The organism is Halorubrum cibi (assembly GCF_900182635.1).
GTDB lineage: Archaea > Halobacteriota > Halobacteria > Halobacteriales > Haloferacaceae > Halorubrum > Halorubrum cibi.
This window is the reverse complement of the sequence record NZ_FXTD01000003.1, coordinates 73,515-88,912: the sequence shown is the minus strand read 5'-3', so window position 1 is coordinate 88,912 and position 15,398 is coordinate 73,515. Positions and strand designations below refer to the sequence as shown.

Below are 15,398 nucleotides of genomic sequence, written 5' to 3'. Positions count from 1 at the left end.
CAGTCGCGGTTGATGCCGGCGCTTGAACGAGTCTGAGTGCCCTGGCGACTGCGATTCCAGATTTCTTGGAATCGTCGTGGCGTTTTGTACCTATTCCGGCAAATATTGACTCGCACATGCCCTCCAGTGATCGACGCACGTTCCTCGGAGCGAGCACGGCAGTGGGCCTCGGAGCCCTCTTCGGGGTCGACGCCGTTCGAAACGTACGCGCAGGATCGGAGGCGAGCGACCACGACGAAGCGCTCGATGCCGACGAGTCGCTCGACGATTGGCTCGCGACCGCTAACGATCCGCGGACGCCGCAGGTCCGCGACTTCCGGTTCGACGACCCGCCGACGGTGTACCTCGACGTCTCCGACTCGAAGTCGTTCTCACCGCCCGCGATCAAGGTGGAACCGGGAACGACGGTGACGTGGGAGTGGACCGACGACGACGAACACAACGTCGTCGCCGTCGACGGTGAATTCGACAGCGGCCCCGCCGAGTCCGAGGCGGGGACGACGTTCGAACACGCCGTCGAGGAGGCCGGTACCTACCGCTACGTGAGCGAGCCGCAGGCCGACGCGGGGATGAAGGGCGTCGTCGTCGCCGAACCCGCCCCTTCCAGCGAGTACCCGGCGGTCGACGAGTGGCTGGTCGATACGAACGGGTACGACGGGACGATCGCCGACCGGACTGACGAGGACCTCGTCGAGGTCGTCACCGGGGCCGACGGCAACGGCGGCCACCTCGCCTTCGAGCCGCACGCGGTGAAGATCTCGGCCGGCACGACCGTCCGCTGGGCGTGGACCGGCGAGGGCGGCGGCCACGACGTCGTCTTCGAGGACGTGGACGTCGGAAGCGAGGGGATAGCCGTCGAACCAGGGATCCACTTCGAGCACACGTTCAACGAGACCGGCGTGTTCCGGTACGCCTGTCGGCCCCATCGTGCCCTCGGCCACCGCGGCGCGATCGTCGTCGAGTGAGGTCGTCGCCGGCGGTGCGGGTCGTCGTCTGTGACGTCGAGACGGGTCCCAACCCCTTCGAACGCCTCGAGACGGAGCCCGGTCGATACGGACGTGACTCGTGGCGGCCACCGACCGAGTCGGTCGGTTCGATCCGGATCGGACCGCCTCATCCGTCACGGGTTTGTCGGTGCGGAGAGAAGTATCGACACGGATGGCCCTTCTCGAGAACCTCACATTCGTCTTCCTCGCGGGACTCGTCACGGCGCTCGCGACCGGGCTCGGCGCGCTCCCGTTCTTCTTCTTCGAGTCCATCAGCGACCGCGGAAACGTGATTCTCTGGGGACTCTCCTCCGGAATCATGGTGACCGCGTCGCTGTTCGGGCTGATCGACGAGGGATTGGCCGAGGGGACGATCACGGAGGTCGCGGTCGGGATGGCGGTCGGCGTCGTCCTCGTGGTCGTGGCACACCGCGTCCTCGCGGACGCGGAGGTCGACCCGCACGAGTACGAGGAGGCGGACTTCCGCAAGCTCGTATTGATCCTCGGCGTCCTCACGGTCCACAGCTTCCCCGAGGGCGTCGCCGTGGGCGTCTCGTTCGCCGACCTCGGACTGGATGGAGGCGTCTCCGTCCTGGGATTCACCGTGCCCGCGCTCGCGGTGTTCATGACCGTCGCGATCTCGATCCACAACGTCCCCGAGGGGACCGCCATCTCGATCCCGCTGCGCGCGATGGACGTCCCCGAGTGGAGGATGGTGTGGTGGGCGGTGTTCTCGAGTCTCCCGCAGCCGATCGGCGCGGTGATCGCGTTCGCGTTCGTCCGGGTCGCCAGGGAGTTCCTCCCGTACGGGTTCGGCTTTGCGGCCGGCGCGATGATATACCTCGTCCTCACGGAGTTCGTGCCGGAAGCGCTCGAGGCCGGCGAGGGGCTCCCCCACGGCGGCAAGCGCGAACTGGTCGGCGGGGTCCTCCTCGGCGCGGCGGTGATGGTCCCGCTGGCGTATATCTAGCTCGCTTATTTCCGTCACTCCGCGAGTTCGTGGATCCGGACGCGGACCGGTCCCGCCGGGCGCGTGTTCGCGCTGGCGCGGAGTTCGATCTCCTCGTCCACCGCCTCCAGTCGGACCCGCCGGAGGAGCGTCGCCGTCGCGAGCCGTAGCTCCTGGCGGGCGAACCGCATGCCGATACAGTGGCGCGGCCCGCCGCCGAAGGGGAAGTACGCGTACTCCGGCCGCTCGCCGACGGCCGGGCCGGGCGCGTCGTCGCCGACCGCGACCTCTCCCGACGCGGACCCGTCTCCCGACGGGGCGCTCCCCGACGGCGACTCGTGAAGCCACCGCTCCGGCCGGTACGTCTCCGGGTCGTCCCACCACCGGTCGTCGCGGTGGACCACCCACGGCGAGAGCGACACCACCACGCCGGCGGGGATCCGATACCCACCGAGCGTCACCGGTTCGGTCGGCTCCCGGAAGAACGTGTGAACCGGCGGGTATAGCCTGAGCGCCTCGTCGACCGCGGCGGTCAGCGCCGGGCAGCCTCGGACCTCGGCCGGGGAAGGGTCGTCGTCGAACGCCGCGACCTCCCGGCGGACCCGTTCCTGGATGTCGGGGTGCGTCGCGAGCGCGTGGAGCGTGTAGGTCAGTCCGAGCGCGCTCGTCTCGTGGCCGGCGAACAGGAACGTCACCGCGTTGTCGACGAGCTCGTCGTCGTTGAGCGCGCCCAGCTCCGCGGCGGCCACGAGCGTTCCGAGCAGGTCGTCCGCCGATCCGGGATCGGCGGGCGGCCCCGCCGCGCGTCGCTCGGCGACGAGGTCCGCGATCGCTCCCCGTAGCGCGTCGAGACGCCGGCGATACCGTCGGTTCGTCGGCGTCGGAACCCATTCCGGCAGAAAGGAGGCCAGCCGCCGCATGTCGAATCGCTCGGTGATGCTCTCCGCGGCCGCGCGCACCGTTTCGCGTTCGCGCTCGATATCGTCGCCGAGGAGACTCTCTGCGAGGACCGAGAACGCGTACCCCGTGGCCGTCTCGTGGAGGTCGACCGCGTCGCCGTCGTCCCACCCGTCGACCGTCCGCCGGGCGTGTTCGACCATGGCGTCGCCGTACTCGTCGACGCGCTCGCGGAAGAACGCCGACCGCATCGCGGTCCGCTGTTCGTGCCACCGCTCCCCCTCCGCGAGGAAGAGCCCGTCGCCGAGGAGGTTCCCGAGCTGCTCGCGGGGCATCTCCCCTTTGACGTAGGTCGCGTGGTCCTCGACGAGGACCCGCCGGATCGCGTCCGGATCGGTGAGGAGGTAGCTCTCCGTACCGAACACGTCGTATCGCGCGACGCCGCCGCGTTCGGCGGCCCGACGCTCGTAGAAGTCGAGCCCGTCGGCGGCGATGGAGTGGACGTTTCCGAGGACCGGGAGCCCGTCCGGCTCCGGCGGGCGAACGGGCGTCTCACTCCCCTCGTCGTCGCGACTCGCCGCGCCGGTCGCGGGTCGATCGCTTCCGCCATCGTGTCGCCGAACGGAATCGCTCATGTGTCAGGATCGATCCGCCCGCGTGCTGACGCTTGGGGCGGACACGTCCGCGTGTTTTTATTGAGTTGACGCGTGCGGATCGGCTCGTACCTTCAAGTCGCCGGCGGCCGATGACCCCCGCATGCGGTACGTCCACGTCGAGTTCCGGTTCCCGCCGTCGATCCGACATCCGATGCACGACTTCCTCGACGGCGGGGAAGGGTGGCGTTCGGAGCTTCTGACCTGGCGACGGCTCGACGACGGGACGCTCGCGACGCTGTTCCGGATCACCGCGCCGCGAGAGCCGTACCTCGAACGGCTGCGGGCGGTCGACTCGATCGAGCGGTTCGAGGTCGGACCGACGAGCGGACCCGCTTCCACCGACGGGACGTTCTACCTCAGGGCACACGAGACGCTCGACGGTCCCCTCGACGCGTTCCTCGGCGCGTTCCTCGAGACCGAGTTCCTCTCCGTTCCACCCGTCGTGTACCGTTCCGAGGGTCGGCTCTCGCTCGGCGTCGTCGGCCCGCCCGACCAACTGCGCGGCGCGCTCTCGGCGCTCCCGGACGCGATCGACGTCGACGTCGACCGGATCGGCTCGTACGACGGCGGGAGCCGGCTCGCCGGCGTCGAAGTGACCGACCGGCAGGCCGAGGCGCTCCGCGCGGCGCGACGGACGGGGTACTACGACGTGCCGCGGACCGGGTCAGTCGCCGACGTCGCCGACGCGCTCGACTGCTCCTCCTCGACGGCGGGCACACACCTCCGGAAGGCGGAGGCGGCGCTCGTCGACGCGTATCTGGACGGGTGAGCCGAGAGAGGAACGCCGGACGTGCGGATCCCTACGTCCGCTTGCCGATCTCCTCGCGGAGGGCGTCGGAGACGACCTCGCCGTCCGCCTTCCCGCGGAGCGCCCCCATCGCCTCGCCCATCAGTCCGGAGAACGCGCCCATCCCCTCGGCTTCGACCTGGTCGGCGTTGCGATCGACGACCTCGCGGACCGCCTCACGGACCGCCTCGTCGCTCACGCCCGAGAGTCCCGCGGCCTCGACGGCTTCCGCCGCCGTCAGGTCGGGATCCTCGGCGAGCGTCGCGAGCACCTCCGGAACGCCCTCCTTCGCGAGGTCGTCCGACTCGACGAGCTCGAAGATCGCGAGGAAGTGGTCGTCCGTGAGGTTCTCGACGGGTGCGCCGTCGCGTCTGATCTCCGTCGTCGTCGACTCCAGCGTGGAAGCGGCGAAGGTGGGGTCGACGCCGCGCTCGACGGCGGTCTCGAACAGCGGGAACCGCCGGCCGAACGCCACCTGTTCGGCGAGCCCGCGGTCCAGACCGAACGACTCGACGTAGCGGTCGGTCTTCTCGTCGAGCAGTTCGGGCCGGTCGACGTCCGACGGGTCGGGCTCGACCGGCGGCACGTCGGTCTCGGGGTACATCCGCGCCGCGCCCGGCAGCGGCCGGAGGTATCGGGTCGTCCCGTCGTCGTTCGCGCCGCGGGTCTCCTCGGGGACGCCCTCGATGGCGGCGGCCGCGCGGTCCGCGGCGGCCTCGATCGCGAGGTCGGCCGTCTCCGGGTCGGCGGCGACGATCGCCACGGCGTCGTCCTCGCCCGCGCCGACCGCCTCGCGGAGGGCCTCGACTTCCCCCTCCGTCACGCCGTAGGCGGGCAGCTCGTCGGTGTGGAAGATCCCGCCCGCGCCGTGGCGTTTCGCGTGGTCCGACAGTTCCGTGCCGAGCCGGCGGTCCGGCTGGATCTCCCGGCCCACGAGTCCGTCGAACCCGTACAGCGGGACCGCGGTCACCTTTCCGCCCGAATCGAGCGCACCCCGGATCACGCCGGAGTCGGTGTCGGAGAAGACCTCGGTGGCGTCGCGGACGTCCCCGACCACGGCGTCACGATCGCGGAGTTCGTCGCGGATCGCGAGCAGTTCCGCCTGTCGTCCCACCTCGCCGCGGACGATGTCCTCGATCCCCTGGAGGTCCTGGACGCCCTTCACCTCGACGCGCGCCCCCTCGGCGATCGAGACGTTGACGTCCTGGCGGATGGTGCCGAGTCCGCGTTTCACCGCCCCCGTCGAGCGGAGCAGCATGCCGATGCGTTCGGCGGCCTCCTTCGCCTGTTCGGGGCTCCGGACGTCCGGGCCGGTCCCGATCTCGACGAGCGGGACGCCGAGGCGGTCGAGCGAGTAGACGACGCCGTCGTCCGTCTCCTCGACGCGCTTTGCGGACTCCTCCTCGAGCATGAGGTCATCGATGGAGACGGTCCCCTCGCTCGTCTCGATCTCGCCGCCCTGTCCGAGCAGGATCGACCGCTGGAAGCCGGAGGTGTTCGAGCCGTCGATCACGAGCTTTCGCATCACGTGCGCCTGGTCGACGACGCTCACGTCGAGTAAGTCGGCGATCTGGAGCGCCACCGACAGCGCCTCGTCGTCGACGCGGCGGGGCGGCTCGTCGTCCTCCTCGACCAGACAGGTCGTGTCGTACGCGAGGTAGGTGAACTCGCGGTCGACCCGGCTCTCCTCTACGGCGGCCTGGTCGAGTTCGCCGAGTTCGCTCTTCGTCGGGTGGAGCCGCCGGGTGAGCTCCCGGTCGGCCTCGTCGGGGTCGCGCTCGACGGTCGGGGAGTCACAGAACAGCTTCGTCGCCGTGTCGAGCTGCTGATGGATCTCCAGCCCGGCGACGAGGCCCAACTCCTCGTGATCGTACTCGGGGGTCGCGTCCGTACTCATTACGCCCCACTCCGACGGCGTGCGACTAAAAGGGTGGCAGTTCGCGGGTGACGGCGATCGATCGCGGGTGCGAGGGTCACGAACTGCCGCCGGCGACGTGGCATATAATTCAGTGGCGGTGGCGCGCCGGTGAGTGCCGCGAAGCGGCACGAACCGTCCGCGAGGGAGTCGCTGGCGCGGAACCGCGCCAGCGACGAGGTTGGGGAGGCATGAGGTGCGGGGCTGTGCGTTGCGGGGTGAGACACAAAGGGGCAGTCGCCGGCGGCTCCGCCGCCGGCTGCCAGAGGAGCGGAGCGCCTCGCTGTCGCGAGGGCGAAGCACGCTGTAGCAAGCAACCGCAGGGAGCGAGTGGAACGAGCGACCGAGGAGCACAGCAAAGCGCGCGAGTCCTCGCGACTGGGGCTTTGGCGGTGATCACCGATCACTACGTCAGAAACGATACATGAACGCCCGAGGACCGGTGACGGACTTCCGCGCTAGCAACCAAAAGTCGATCGCCAGCGACGCCGCTCGCTTCTTTATACATACCCGGAGAAACTGACGGCGTCGGCACTACTCACGTAGCGTCCGTAGGAATTGTGCGTGGGTGCTGTCGTAGAGACAACACCGTGCATCGGTGTGGCGGGTGTGCCGCCGTGCGATGCGTGGGACCGGATTTGAACCGGCGGACCTCTACAGGACAGCGCCCTCAACGCTGCGCCGTTGGCCTGGCTTGGCTACCCACGCTCGCTGCGTTCTGTCGCGTTTCGTCGTACCCCGTCCCAGATTAAAAGCCCTTCCATTCGATACCGGCGTGCCGACCGATGACACCGGCGGACGCGGGCCGAATCGACGGCGGTTCTCCGCGCCGCGACCGGCAGCGGTTTGCCGCTCCGGACCGATCCGCGATCCATGCGAGAGTGGGCCCGCGAGAACGTCCCGGCACTGACCGCCGCCGCCTCCGTCGTCTCGCTCGCGCTCGTCTTCGGAGCCGTCGGCGGGGTCATCCCGAGCAGCCTCCTCCCCCGCGCGAGCGACGCCGCCCTCGCCGCGATCCCGCACCTGAACGCCGCGATCTCCGCGACCGCGATCGGCACGATCCTCCTCGGCTGGCGGGCGATCTCCCGTGAGAACGTCCGGAGACACCGGGCGTTCATGCTGGCGTCGTTCGCGCTCTTCTCGGCGTTCCTCGCCGGCTACCTCTACCGACTGATACTCGTCGGGACCGCGACGTTCCCCGGCCCGGAGACCGTCTACACCTACCTCTACCTCCCGTTTCTCGCGATCCATATCCTGTTCGCGATCGTCTGTCTCCCCTTCGTCTTCTACGCGCTGCTCCTCGGGGCCACTCGTCCGTACGCCGAACTGTACCACACCCGCCACGCGCAGGTCGGCTCCATCGCCGCCGTCCTCTGGCTCGTCTCCTTCGCGATGGGGATCGGCGTCTACGTCATGTTGTATCACGCGTTCTGACGGCGCGATCGAGACAGGACCATGCGTTCGGTCCGACGGCGACGAGGTCGTGACCGCGGGCGGTTCCGTCGCTACCGGTTCTTCTCCGCCTTTCGGTGGGCCGCGTAGAACAGCGGCACGAGGAGGGAGCCGGCGACGCCGAGGCCGAGCGCGAGCGCGCCGACGTCGCTCGAGGAGAGCTCGCGGCCGCCCCCGCCGGTCGTCGACTCGTTACCGTCGCCTCCATCGCCGCCGCTTCCATCACCCTCGCCGCCTCCACCGTCGCCCTCACTCACGAGGTCGTCGTCGACGCTCCCGATCGCGACCGAGCCCTTCATCCCGACCGCCTCGTGGGGCACACAGAGGTAGTTGAAGACGTCCCCCTCGCTCGCGTCCTCGAAGGTGTACTCGAAGGTCGTCCCCTCCGAGTCGACCGGCTCGCCGCTGTCGAACGTTCCGCCGTCGGCGACCACGTTGTGCGCGCCGCCCTGGCCGGTCCACTCCCAGACCACGGTCGTTCCGGGGTCGATCAGGATCGCGGCCGGGGCGAAAAGCAGGCCCGTGTCGCCCGCGCCGACCTCGATGGTGACCTCGCTTTCCCCGCGGTAGTCGTGGGTGCCGTCGTAGTTGCTCACGTCGTCCAGCCAGCCGTCGTACTGGGCGGCCGCGGACCCCGTTCCGGCGGCGAGCCCCGCCGCCGCCGCGGCGCTCGCTCCTCCCGTCCGCAGGAGCCGGCGACGACTCATCGACGCCTCGTCGACGTTCGCTGTCATACGTACACGTCGGACGGTCGTCGTATTTAAGCTCCCGATACGTTCCGTCCGCCTGGGAACGCGAACTGGAGCCGTTCGGGACGGATCCTCTCGGTCGGCTCCGAGAGACGCGGATCGCTCGCAGGTGGCTCCGGGGTGGTTTCATACCGGAGCACGCGTAACTCCCGACACATGGTTCCGGGGATCGCGCCGCTCTCGACCGCCACGTGGGGCGTCGAAGGGTCACTGCCGATACTGGCCGTCGTCGTCGTGGCGGGGATCGGGACCGGCCTCCTGTTTCTCGTGAGCCTCGTCGCGTACCGCCGTCGCCGAACCGGTCGGCACTTCCTGATAAGCGTCGCGGTCGGGGCGCTGTTGGCTCGTTCCGTCGTCGGCGCGGGAACCGTTCTCGGCTACGTGCCGATGCCGATCCATCACTTCCTCTCACACAGTCTCGACTTCCTGATCGCCGCGACCGTGCTCTACGCGGTGTACGCGTACGCGCCGGGGTCGATCCCGAGCGCGTCGGAGTAACGCCGGGCGCGGATCACGGGGACGGGAGTCGCGCCCGGACCCCCTCGAAGAGGACGCCGATCCGGTCGCCGTACGCGAGCGACATGGTCGAGACGACGAGGCCACCGACGGTCCAGCCGAGAAGCGCCCCGACCGCCCGACCGACGTCGACGAACTCCCCCGCCGGCGCGAACGAAACGCCGATCACTCCCTCGAAGACGAGTCCGCGGAACGCCCCGTTCGGGGCGGAAGCGAGCAGTCCGGGGATCGCCGACGGCGGCGTCCCGCTCGCCAGCGACCGAAGGAGCGCGAGGTCACCGCCGAGGACGCCGGCGACGAGCGCGAGGACCGCGATCGCGACCGCGCCGCGCCGGCTCGAGGCCACCGCCGAGACGGCGGTCGCGAGCGAGAGGTACGCCGCGCCGAACGGGACGAGCAGACCGAGAAATCGGAGGTACAGGAGCGGGGAGTCGACCCCGGAGTGGGTCGCGAAGATCCCCGTGTCGGGGGCGGCGGTCGCCCAGACTACCCCGCCGATCAGTGCGTACGGGACGACGACGATCGCCAGGAACGCGAGGGTGCGCGCGAGAACCACGCCGGCGACGTAGCCGGCGACGCTCACTGGGTACGTTCGGATCACCGCGAGCTCGCCGCTCTCCGCGTCGACGAGCAGCGCGCGGTACCCGACCACGAACGCCGCGAGCGGCACCACGACCTCGGTCACGGAAAGCAGGTCGACGACCGCGGGGACGAACCCGGTACGCCCCCCGCCGCCGACGGCGAGGGTCCCCCCGAGGACGACGAACAGCCCGAGCGCGAGGACGCCGTATCCCGGCGTCCGGAGAACGGTCGCCAGCTCGCGGCGGAACACCGTGGCGACGGGAGCAGTCCGATCGCCCGTCTTCCCGATCCCCCTCATCGCTCCGACACCCCCGTCACGTGGACCGCGCTCGGCTCGTCGCCGTCGGTGTCATCGGAACGGGCGTCGGGCGCGTCGCCGGCGACGACCGCCCGATAGAGTCCTGCCACGTCGCCGACGCCGCGTTCCGAGCACAGCCTCTCTCGGAGTCCCGCCGCGGCGACACGCCCGCGGTCGAGGATCGCGACCCGGTCCGCGTGTCGGTCCACGAGGTCGAGATCGTGGGAACTGACGACGACGGCGGTGTCGGTTCCGGACGCGTCGACCGCGGTCCCGAACGCCCGCTCACGCATCCCCGGATCGAGCCCGCTCGTCGGCTCGTCGAGCACGACGAGCGGCGGATCGCCGACTGTGGCCTGAGCGATCCCGAGCAACCGGCGCATGCCGCCGGAGAGCGCACCGACCCGTCGATCGGCCGCGTCGGAGAGCCCAACCCGAGCGAGCGCGTCGTCGGGATCGCCGCCCGCGAGCCGGGCGTAGAACGCGAGCGTCTCGCGCGCCGTGAACTCCTCGCGGAACGGGACGCGCTGGGGGAGGTACCCGATCGGCCTGTCGGCGTCCGGCCCGACGTACCGCGCGCCTCCGTCGGTCGGCTCGACCGCGCCGGCGAGGACGCCGAGCAGGGTCGACTTCCCCGACCCGTTCGGCCCGATCACGGCGGTCACGCCGGGCGGGACCGAAAGCGAGACGTCCTCGAGGACTGCGACGCCGCCGTAGGTCCGAGCGACGTCCGACAGCTCCGCGATCGGGTCGTCAGTCATCGGCGGCCCTCCGCGTCGGCGGGGCGTCGCGGTCCCGCGGTCGCTACCTGGCTCACGGTCTCGTTCGTCGCGTTCCGATCGTGTGTGTTCATTCCGTTGGTGGCTGCGGTCGTCGCGGGGTCGAGTTCCTCTCGCCAGTCGGGACGGATCGGCGCGGAGTCCGGATCCGATGCAGCCGCGACACGCTCGGGAGCGTACGGCTCCGGAGCCGGCGAGGGGTCGACGATGCTCCCGGACCGCGCGCCGGGGACTGTCCCGTAGAGCCGGTCGAGGAGGGCCGCCGCGGGCGACTCCCGCACCGCCGCCGCGGCGGGCTCGCGGTGGAGCGCGGCGTCGACCGGGGCGGTCGGCCGGTACGCCCGCTCGCCGGGCTCGTGGAGCCCGACGTTCGCGCCCTCCCAGTAGTTCCCGCGGTCGCCGGCGGCCCAGACCCGCAGCGCGCCGGGGCCGGCCTCCGCGTGACGGTCGTTGCCGACGAAGTCGTTCGCCACGACCCGGCTCGAGGGAACCACCGTGGTCGCGTGCGCGCCCACCTCGTTGTCGACGGCGACGTTGCGCTCGTACAGCGACCCGCGCGCGCTGGTCGAGAACCCGAGCCCGTTGTCCGCGAGCGTGTTGTAGCCGACGTACGACCGCGTGCCGGACGCCTGGATCCCCGCGCCGGAGTCGCGGACGTCGTTGCCGACGATCGCGTTCCCGGACGGCCGGGTCATCACCGTGATCCCGCCGAACTCGGCGTTCCGGAAGGCGTTGTCCGCGATCAGGGCGTCGCCGGTGTACATGAGGTGGGTGCCGTACCGATTGCCGACGAACGTCGAGTTCCGGATCACGGAGCCGTCGGCGCGGTGGAGGTAGACCCCGTCGCGGCCGCCCTCGAACCGGCTGTCGGTCACGGTCACCCGCGACTCCATCCCGGTGACGCCCATGAACCCGTCGCGCCAGTCGTCGCTGCCGTCGACGCGGAGGTCGCGGATCACCGCGTCGGAACCCTCCCGCAGGAGCACGCCGCTCGCGTTCGTCTCGACCGCGACGTCGTCGACGAGGAGTCCGGGCGCGTCGACGGCGAGGATCCCTGCGTCGCCGTGGCCGTACCCGAGCTGGATGTTCGTGTCCCAGGTCCCGTCCTCCTCGGCCGCCTCGCGTGCGGCCTCGGGGTCGCGCGTCCGGTTCCCCACGCCGTCTATCGACAGCCCGGAGAGGGTCACGTTCGGCGCACGGACCGCGATCACCGAGCCGTTCCCGTCGCCGCGGACCCGCGCGTCCTCGCCCGCGATCGTCACCGACTCGTTCACCGTGACCGTCTCCTCGTAGGTGCCCGGCGGGACGACCACGGTCGCGTTCGGCGGCGCGGCGCGAGCCGCCGCGTCGATCGTCGGCGCGTCCTCGCCGACGACGATCACGTCGCCGACGCGGTCGCCGCCGCCGTCCTCGCCGGAACGCTCCTTCGCGGTCGCGTCCGCGATCCGCTCGTCGGCCTCGACCCAGCGGGCGGGAGCCATCGATCGAACGGTCGCCGCCGAGTCGACGTCGAACGACCGGTCCCGGACGGCCCTCCAGTCGACGACGCGCCCGCCGTGTTCGGCCGCGAACCGCTCGGCGTTCGCGCGCTCCGAGAAGGGGACGACGGTCTCACCCGCCGGACTGCTGGCCGCGCTCCCGACGACGTAGGCCGCGTCGTCTGCGGGGACCCACTCAGTCGCCCGCTCGGCCTCGAAGAGTCCCCCGTCGGTCACGCCGGGGTTCCCGTCGTCGAACGTCTCGACGTAGACGACGAGCGGGTAGCCGAACTGGCGCTCGGTCCGGTCGCCGTCGAGCGTCGTCGCGAACGACTCGATCCCGTTGTAGCCGACCACGTACTGGAGCTGCGAGTAGAAGACCTGGACGCGGGGGATCCGCGCCGATCCGGCCATCAGCTCGTCGGTCTCCGAGGAGAGCCCGAGCTCGACGGCGTCGTCGTAGGCGACGGGATCGGGAGTCGCCGTCGAGGGGTCAGCCGCGTACGCGCCGGCGGTCGCGACCCCGGCGAGGACCGCGAGGACCGCGACCACGAGGAAGGCCCGTCCGAACCGCTCGCCGTAGGGGTCGATGATCGCCACGTTGAGGGTTCGATCCCCCGGCGTATAGCCGATCTGGTTCGTTCCTCGAACGAGCGTGCGGATCCGTTCCGAGGGGCTAAGGCGCCCGGATTCGAAGGTTCGGCCGATGAAGGAACGTACCGGTTCGGCGGCGTCGGCTCCGCGGTCGCGGCGACGGGTGTTGGGCGGTGTCGCGAGCGCGGTCCCGCTGGCGCTGGCCGGCTGTCTCGGCGGCGGTTCGGGCGGGGACGGCGGGGCGTCGATCTCGCCGGTGTCACTCGACGGCGAACGGGCCTGCGACCAGTGCGGGATGATCGTCCGCGACCACCCCGGTCCGGTCGGGCAGGTCCACTTCGCGGACGACGAGCCCGAGGGCGGCAGGCCGGCACAGTTCTGTAGCAGCGTCTGTACGTACACCTACCGGTTCGACGCCGAGGACGGCGGGCGTGACCCCCTCGCGACCTTCCTCACGGACTACTCGACCGTCGACCAGGAAGTCTTCGAGGAGGGCGGAGACGTCATGTTCTCCTCGCACGTCGAGTCGTCGGCGTTCGCGCGAACGACCGAACTCACGGTGGTCGCCGGCAGCGACGTGGTCGGATCGATGGGACCGGATCCGATCCCCTTCAGCGAGGAGTCGGACGTCGAGGCGTTCGTCGCCGAGTACGGCGGCCAGCCGATGGACGCGGAGGCGGTCGATCGGGGCACGCTCGAGGGGTTGTAGCCGGGACCCGCGCCCCGGTAGCGATTCACTCCATAAGCCGGTCGAGAGACGCCTCTACGTCCCGAAGCAGGTCGTCGCGCGCCTCGGTGCCGACGCTCAGCCGGACGAGCCCCGGCGGGATCCCGGCCCGTTCCAGCTGCTCCCGCGAGAAGTCCTGGTGAGTCATCGTCGCCGGGTGCTCCGCGAGGCTCTCGACGCCGCCGAGGCTCTCCGCGAGGACGAACACGTCGAGGTCGGCGGCGAAGGCCGCGGCCGCCTCCCGGCCGCCCGAGAACTCGACGCTCACCATGCCGCCGAAGTCGGCCATCTGTTCGCGGGCGACCGCGTGGTTCGGGTGCGACTCCAGGCCCGGATAGTACACTCGCTCGACGGCCTCGTGGCCGTCACAGAGCGCCGCGATCGCCGTCGCGTTCCGGCAGTGCCGCTCCATCCGCGCGGAGAGCGTCTTGATCCCGCGGAGCGCGAGAAAGGAGGCGAACGGGCCGGGCGTGCCGCCGCGGAGGTACTGGTAGTAGGCGATCTCCTCGGCGAGGTCGGAATCGCGGGTGGCGACCGCGCCGGCGACGAGGTCGGAGTGGCCGCCGACGTACTTCGTGAGCGACTCGACCACCAGGTCGGCCCCGTACTCGATCGGGCGCTGGAGGTACGGCGACGCGAAGGTGTTGTCGACGACGAGCAGGGGATCCTCCTCGTGAGCGTCGACGACGGCGGCGGTCGCCTCGAGGTCGACGACTCGGAGCGTCGGGTTCGTCGGCGTCTCGGCGTACACCATCGCGGTCTCCGGGCGCATGGCGTCGGCGATCGCGTCGGGGTCGGTCGAGTCGACGACCGTCGTCTCGATCCCGTAGTCGGCGTACACGCGGGTCAAAAGCTCGTGGGTCTCGGCGTAGACGCTCTCGCCGACGACGACGTGGTCGCCGGCGGTCAGGAGCGAGCACACCGCGTCGATGGCGGCCATGCCGCTGGCGAACGCGCTCGCGTGGCTCGCACTCTCGAGGTCGGCGAACGCCACCTCGAGTTCTCCCCGCGTCGGCCCCGAGATCCGCGAGTAGCGGTGGTCTCCGCGGGGGCCGTCCATCGCGTCGTACTCGTACGTCGAGTTGGCGTATATCGGCGTCGCGAGCGCGCCGTACTGGTCGGTCCGCGCGCTCGCGTGAACCTCCCGCGTCTCGAAGTCCCGCCCGTCGGATCTCCGGTCGCGGTCCGGCCCGTCTCCTCGCTCGTCGGTCATGGATCCGACTGTCGCCGCGGCGGCATAAACTCCCGCGACGGATGACATCGACTCGTCCGGCTCTCCGGTGGGTATTTCGGTCCGAGTCGATCGATCGACGAGACGTGCGTATTGCCGTCGAGAGCTTCGCCAGGTGGAGCGATCGGATAGCCGTGTGAGACGTACCGCGCGACTCCTGTTGCCGGTTCCCGTAGTAATCCCCGTAGTCGGCCCATACCGATCGAAGATCTCCGAGAATCCCAGACGGACGTACGGTCACTCAAATAATCGCGTCGTACTGGAAAATGACGCTCAATAACTAACCGTGCTCCTGTCTCATGTAGACGTGGATATGCCACTCTATATGGACGTTCACAGGGATGTCGATGCAAGCGTCGAGGACGTTGTGGAAGCCCACAAAAAGGACGTCGAGACGCAGGAAAAACACGGCGTGAAATACCTGAACTACTGGGTGGATCCTGACGAAGGGGCCGTTTTCTGCCTCTTTGAGGGTCCGAACAAAGAAGCAGGAGAACTGGTCCACAAGGAGGCCCACGGCCTCACCGCGGACGAGATCTTCGAGGTCGAACAGGGTGAGTGAAGTCGGCCCGCCGAGACACCGCAGCGTGTGCGGCTGATCGCGCATCTGCTCACTCGACCGCACACCGTCGTGTGGTCGAGTGAGCGACGGACGTGGGTCACACTGTGCTTCGGGCGACTCGTACGATTCGAACGCTGTACCGAACGGATCTCCGGTGCGGTGCCAGTGGGGCGGTGCTCTACGGTACGTGATTCTCCGTACTGATCGAAGGAAGTGACGAAGACGTCACCCTCAACGGCT

At 70.1% G+C, this 15,398-nt stretch carries 14 protein-coding genes and 1 tRNA gene; 7 read left to right on the top strand and 8 right to left on the bottom strand.

Going from position 1 to position 15,398, the window contains the following annotated elements; genetic code table 11:
* The first annotated feature begins 116 nt into the window (after nucleotides 1-116).
* Together FN829_RS04800 and FN829_RS04795 are read left to right on the top strand one after the other, a co-directional pair.
* Entirely contained in the window at nucleotides 117-965 is an 849-nt protein-coding gene (locus FN829_RS04800; protein ID WP_185955684.1) for a halocyanin domain-containing protein, read from the top strand.
* A gap of 193 nt (nucleotides 966-1,158) precedes the next feature.
* Nucleotides 1,159-1,956, top strand: a complete 798-nt coding sequence (locus tag FN829_RS04795; RefSeq protein WP_142985864.1) for a ZIP family metal transporter — start codon at nucleotides 1,159-1,161, stop codon at nucleotides 1,954-1,956.
* A 14-nt stretch (nucleotides 1,957-1,970) separates the two neighbouring features.
* Here FN829_RS04795 and FN829_RS04790 read toward each other — a convergent pair whose 3' ends face one another.
* Nucleotides 1,971-3,467, bottom strand: coding sequence for a cytochrome P450 (locus FN829_RS04790; RefSeq protein ID WP_142985863.1), 1,497 nt, complete (start codon nucleotides 3,465-3,467; stop codon nucleotides 1,971-1,973).
* Between the two features lie 121 nt (nucleotides 3,468-3,588).
* Between FN829_RS04790 and FN829_RS04785 the strand changes: the two genes are divergently transcribed.
* Nucleotides 3,589-4,257, top strand: a complete 669-nt coding sequence (locus FN829_RS04785) for a helix-turn-helix domain-containing protein (protein ID WP_142985862.1) — start codon at nucleotides 3,589-3,591, stop codon at nucleotides 4,255-4,257.
* A 31-nt stretch (nucleotides 4,258-4,288) separates the two neighbouring features.
* On the opposite strand, the gene gatE is transcribed toward FN829_RS04785, so the two are convergent.
* On the bottom strand, nucleotides 4,289-6,172 hold the full coding sequence (gatE, locus tag FN829_RS04780; RefSeq protein ID WP_142985861.1) for a Glu-tRNA(Gln) amidotransferase subunit GatE: 1,884 nt from the start codon (nucleotides 6,170-6,172) through the stop codon (nucleotides 4,289-4,291).
* Between the two features lie 641 nt (nucleotides 6,173-6,813).
* Nucleotides 6,814-6,898, bottom strand: a tRNA-Leu gene (locus FN829_RS04775).
* A gap of 165 nt (nucleotides 6,899-7,063) precedes the next feature.
* Here FN829_RS04775 and FN829_RS04770 point away from each other — a divergent pair.
* Nucleotides 7,064-7,624: a DUF420 domain-containing protein gene (locus FN829_RS04770; protein ID WP_142985860.1), complete on the top strand. Its 561-nt coding sequence runs from the start codon at nucleotides 7,064-7,066 to the stop codon at nucleotides 7,622-7,624.
* 71 nt (nucleotides 7,625-7,695) lie between these two features.
* Here the strand turns inward: FN829_RS04770 and FN829_RS04765 are convergent, their stop codons facing one another.
* Nucleotides 7,696-8,376, bottom strand: coding sequence for a halocyanin domain-containing protein (locus FN829_RS04765; protein ID WP_142985859.1), 681 nt, complete (start codon nucleotides 8,374-8,376; stop codon nucleotides 7,696-7,698).
* A gap of 171 nt (nucleotides 8,377-8,547) precedes the next feature.
* Here FN829_RS04765 and FN829_RS04760 point away from each other — a divergent pair, with 171 nt between their 5' ends.
* Complete coding sequence (locus tag FN829_RS04760; protein WP_142985858.1) at nucleotides 8,548-8,889, top strand: DUF7471 family protein; 342 nt, start codon at nucleotides 8,548-8,550, stop codon at nucleotides 8,887-8,889.
* A 13-nt stretch (nucleotides 8,890-8,902) separates the two neighbouring features.
* On the opposite strand, the gene FN829_RS04755 is transcribed toward FN829_RS04760, so the two are convergent.
* The 3 genes from FN829_RS04755 to FN829_RS04745 are packed head-to-tail and all read right to left on the bottom strand — an operon-like array spanning nucleotide 8,903 to nucleotide 12,644.
* On the bottom strand, nucleotides 8,903-9,787 hold the full coding sequence (locus FN829_RS04755; RefSeq protein WP_142985857.1) for an ABC transporter permease: 885 nt from the start codon (nucleotides 9,785-9,787) through the stop codon (nucleotides 8,903-8,905).
* Nucleotides 9,784-10,548 (bottom strand): ABC transporter ATP-binding protein, encoded by a 765-nt coding sequence (locus tag FN829_RS04750; RefSeq protein WP_142985856.1) that lies wholly within the window; start codon nucleotides 10,546-10,548, stop codon nucleotides 9,784-9,786. The genes FN829_RS04755 and FN829_RS04750 overlap by 4 nt, the downstream gene beginning before the upstream one ends.
* Entirely contained in the window at nucleotides 10,545-12,644 is a 2,100-nt protein-coding gene (locus tag FN829_RS04745) for a NosD domain-containing protein (protein WP_142985855.1), read from the bottom strand. Before FN829_RS04745 ends, FN829_RS04750 begins: the two co-directional genes overlap by 4 nt.
* Nucleotides 12,645-12,750: 106 nt before the next feature.
* Here FN829_RS04745 and FN829_RS04740 point away from each other — a divergent pair, with 106 nt between their 5' ends.
* On the top strand, nucleotides 12,751-13,347 hold the full coding sequence (locus tag FN829_RS04740; RefSeq protein WP_142985854.1) for a nitrous oxide reductase accessory protein NosL: 597 nt from the start codon (nucleotides 12,751-12,753) through the stop codon (nucleotides 13,345-13,347).
* Between the two features lie 25 nt (nucleotides 13,348-13,372).
* On the opposite strand, the gene FN829_RS04735 is transcribed toward FN829_RS04740, so the two are convergent.
* A complete protein-coding gene (locus FN829_RS04735; protein WP_142985853.1) occupies nucleotides 13,373-14,578 on the bottom strand; it encodes a trans-sulfuration enzyme family protein in 1,206 nt (401 codons plus the stop codon).
* 343 nt (nucleotides 14,579-14,921) lie between these two features.
* Here FN829_RS04735 and FN829_RS04730 point away from each other — a divergent pair, with 343 nt between their 5' ends.
* Nucleotides 14,922-15,158 carry a DUF4242 domain-containing protein gene (locus FN829_RS04730; protein WP_246066446.1) on the top strand — a complete coding sequence of 79 codons (237 nt, stop codon included), beginning with the start codon at nucleotides 14,922-14,924 and terminating at the stop codon, nucleotides 15,156-15,158.
* The last annotated feature ends 240 nt before the right edge of the window (nucleotides 15,159-15,398 follow it).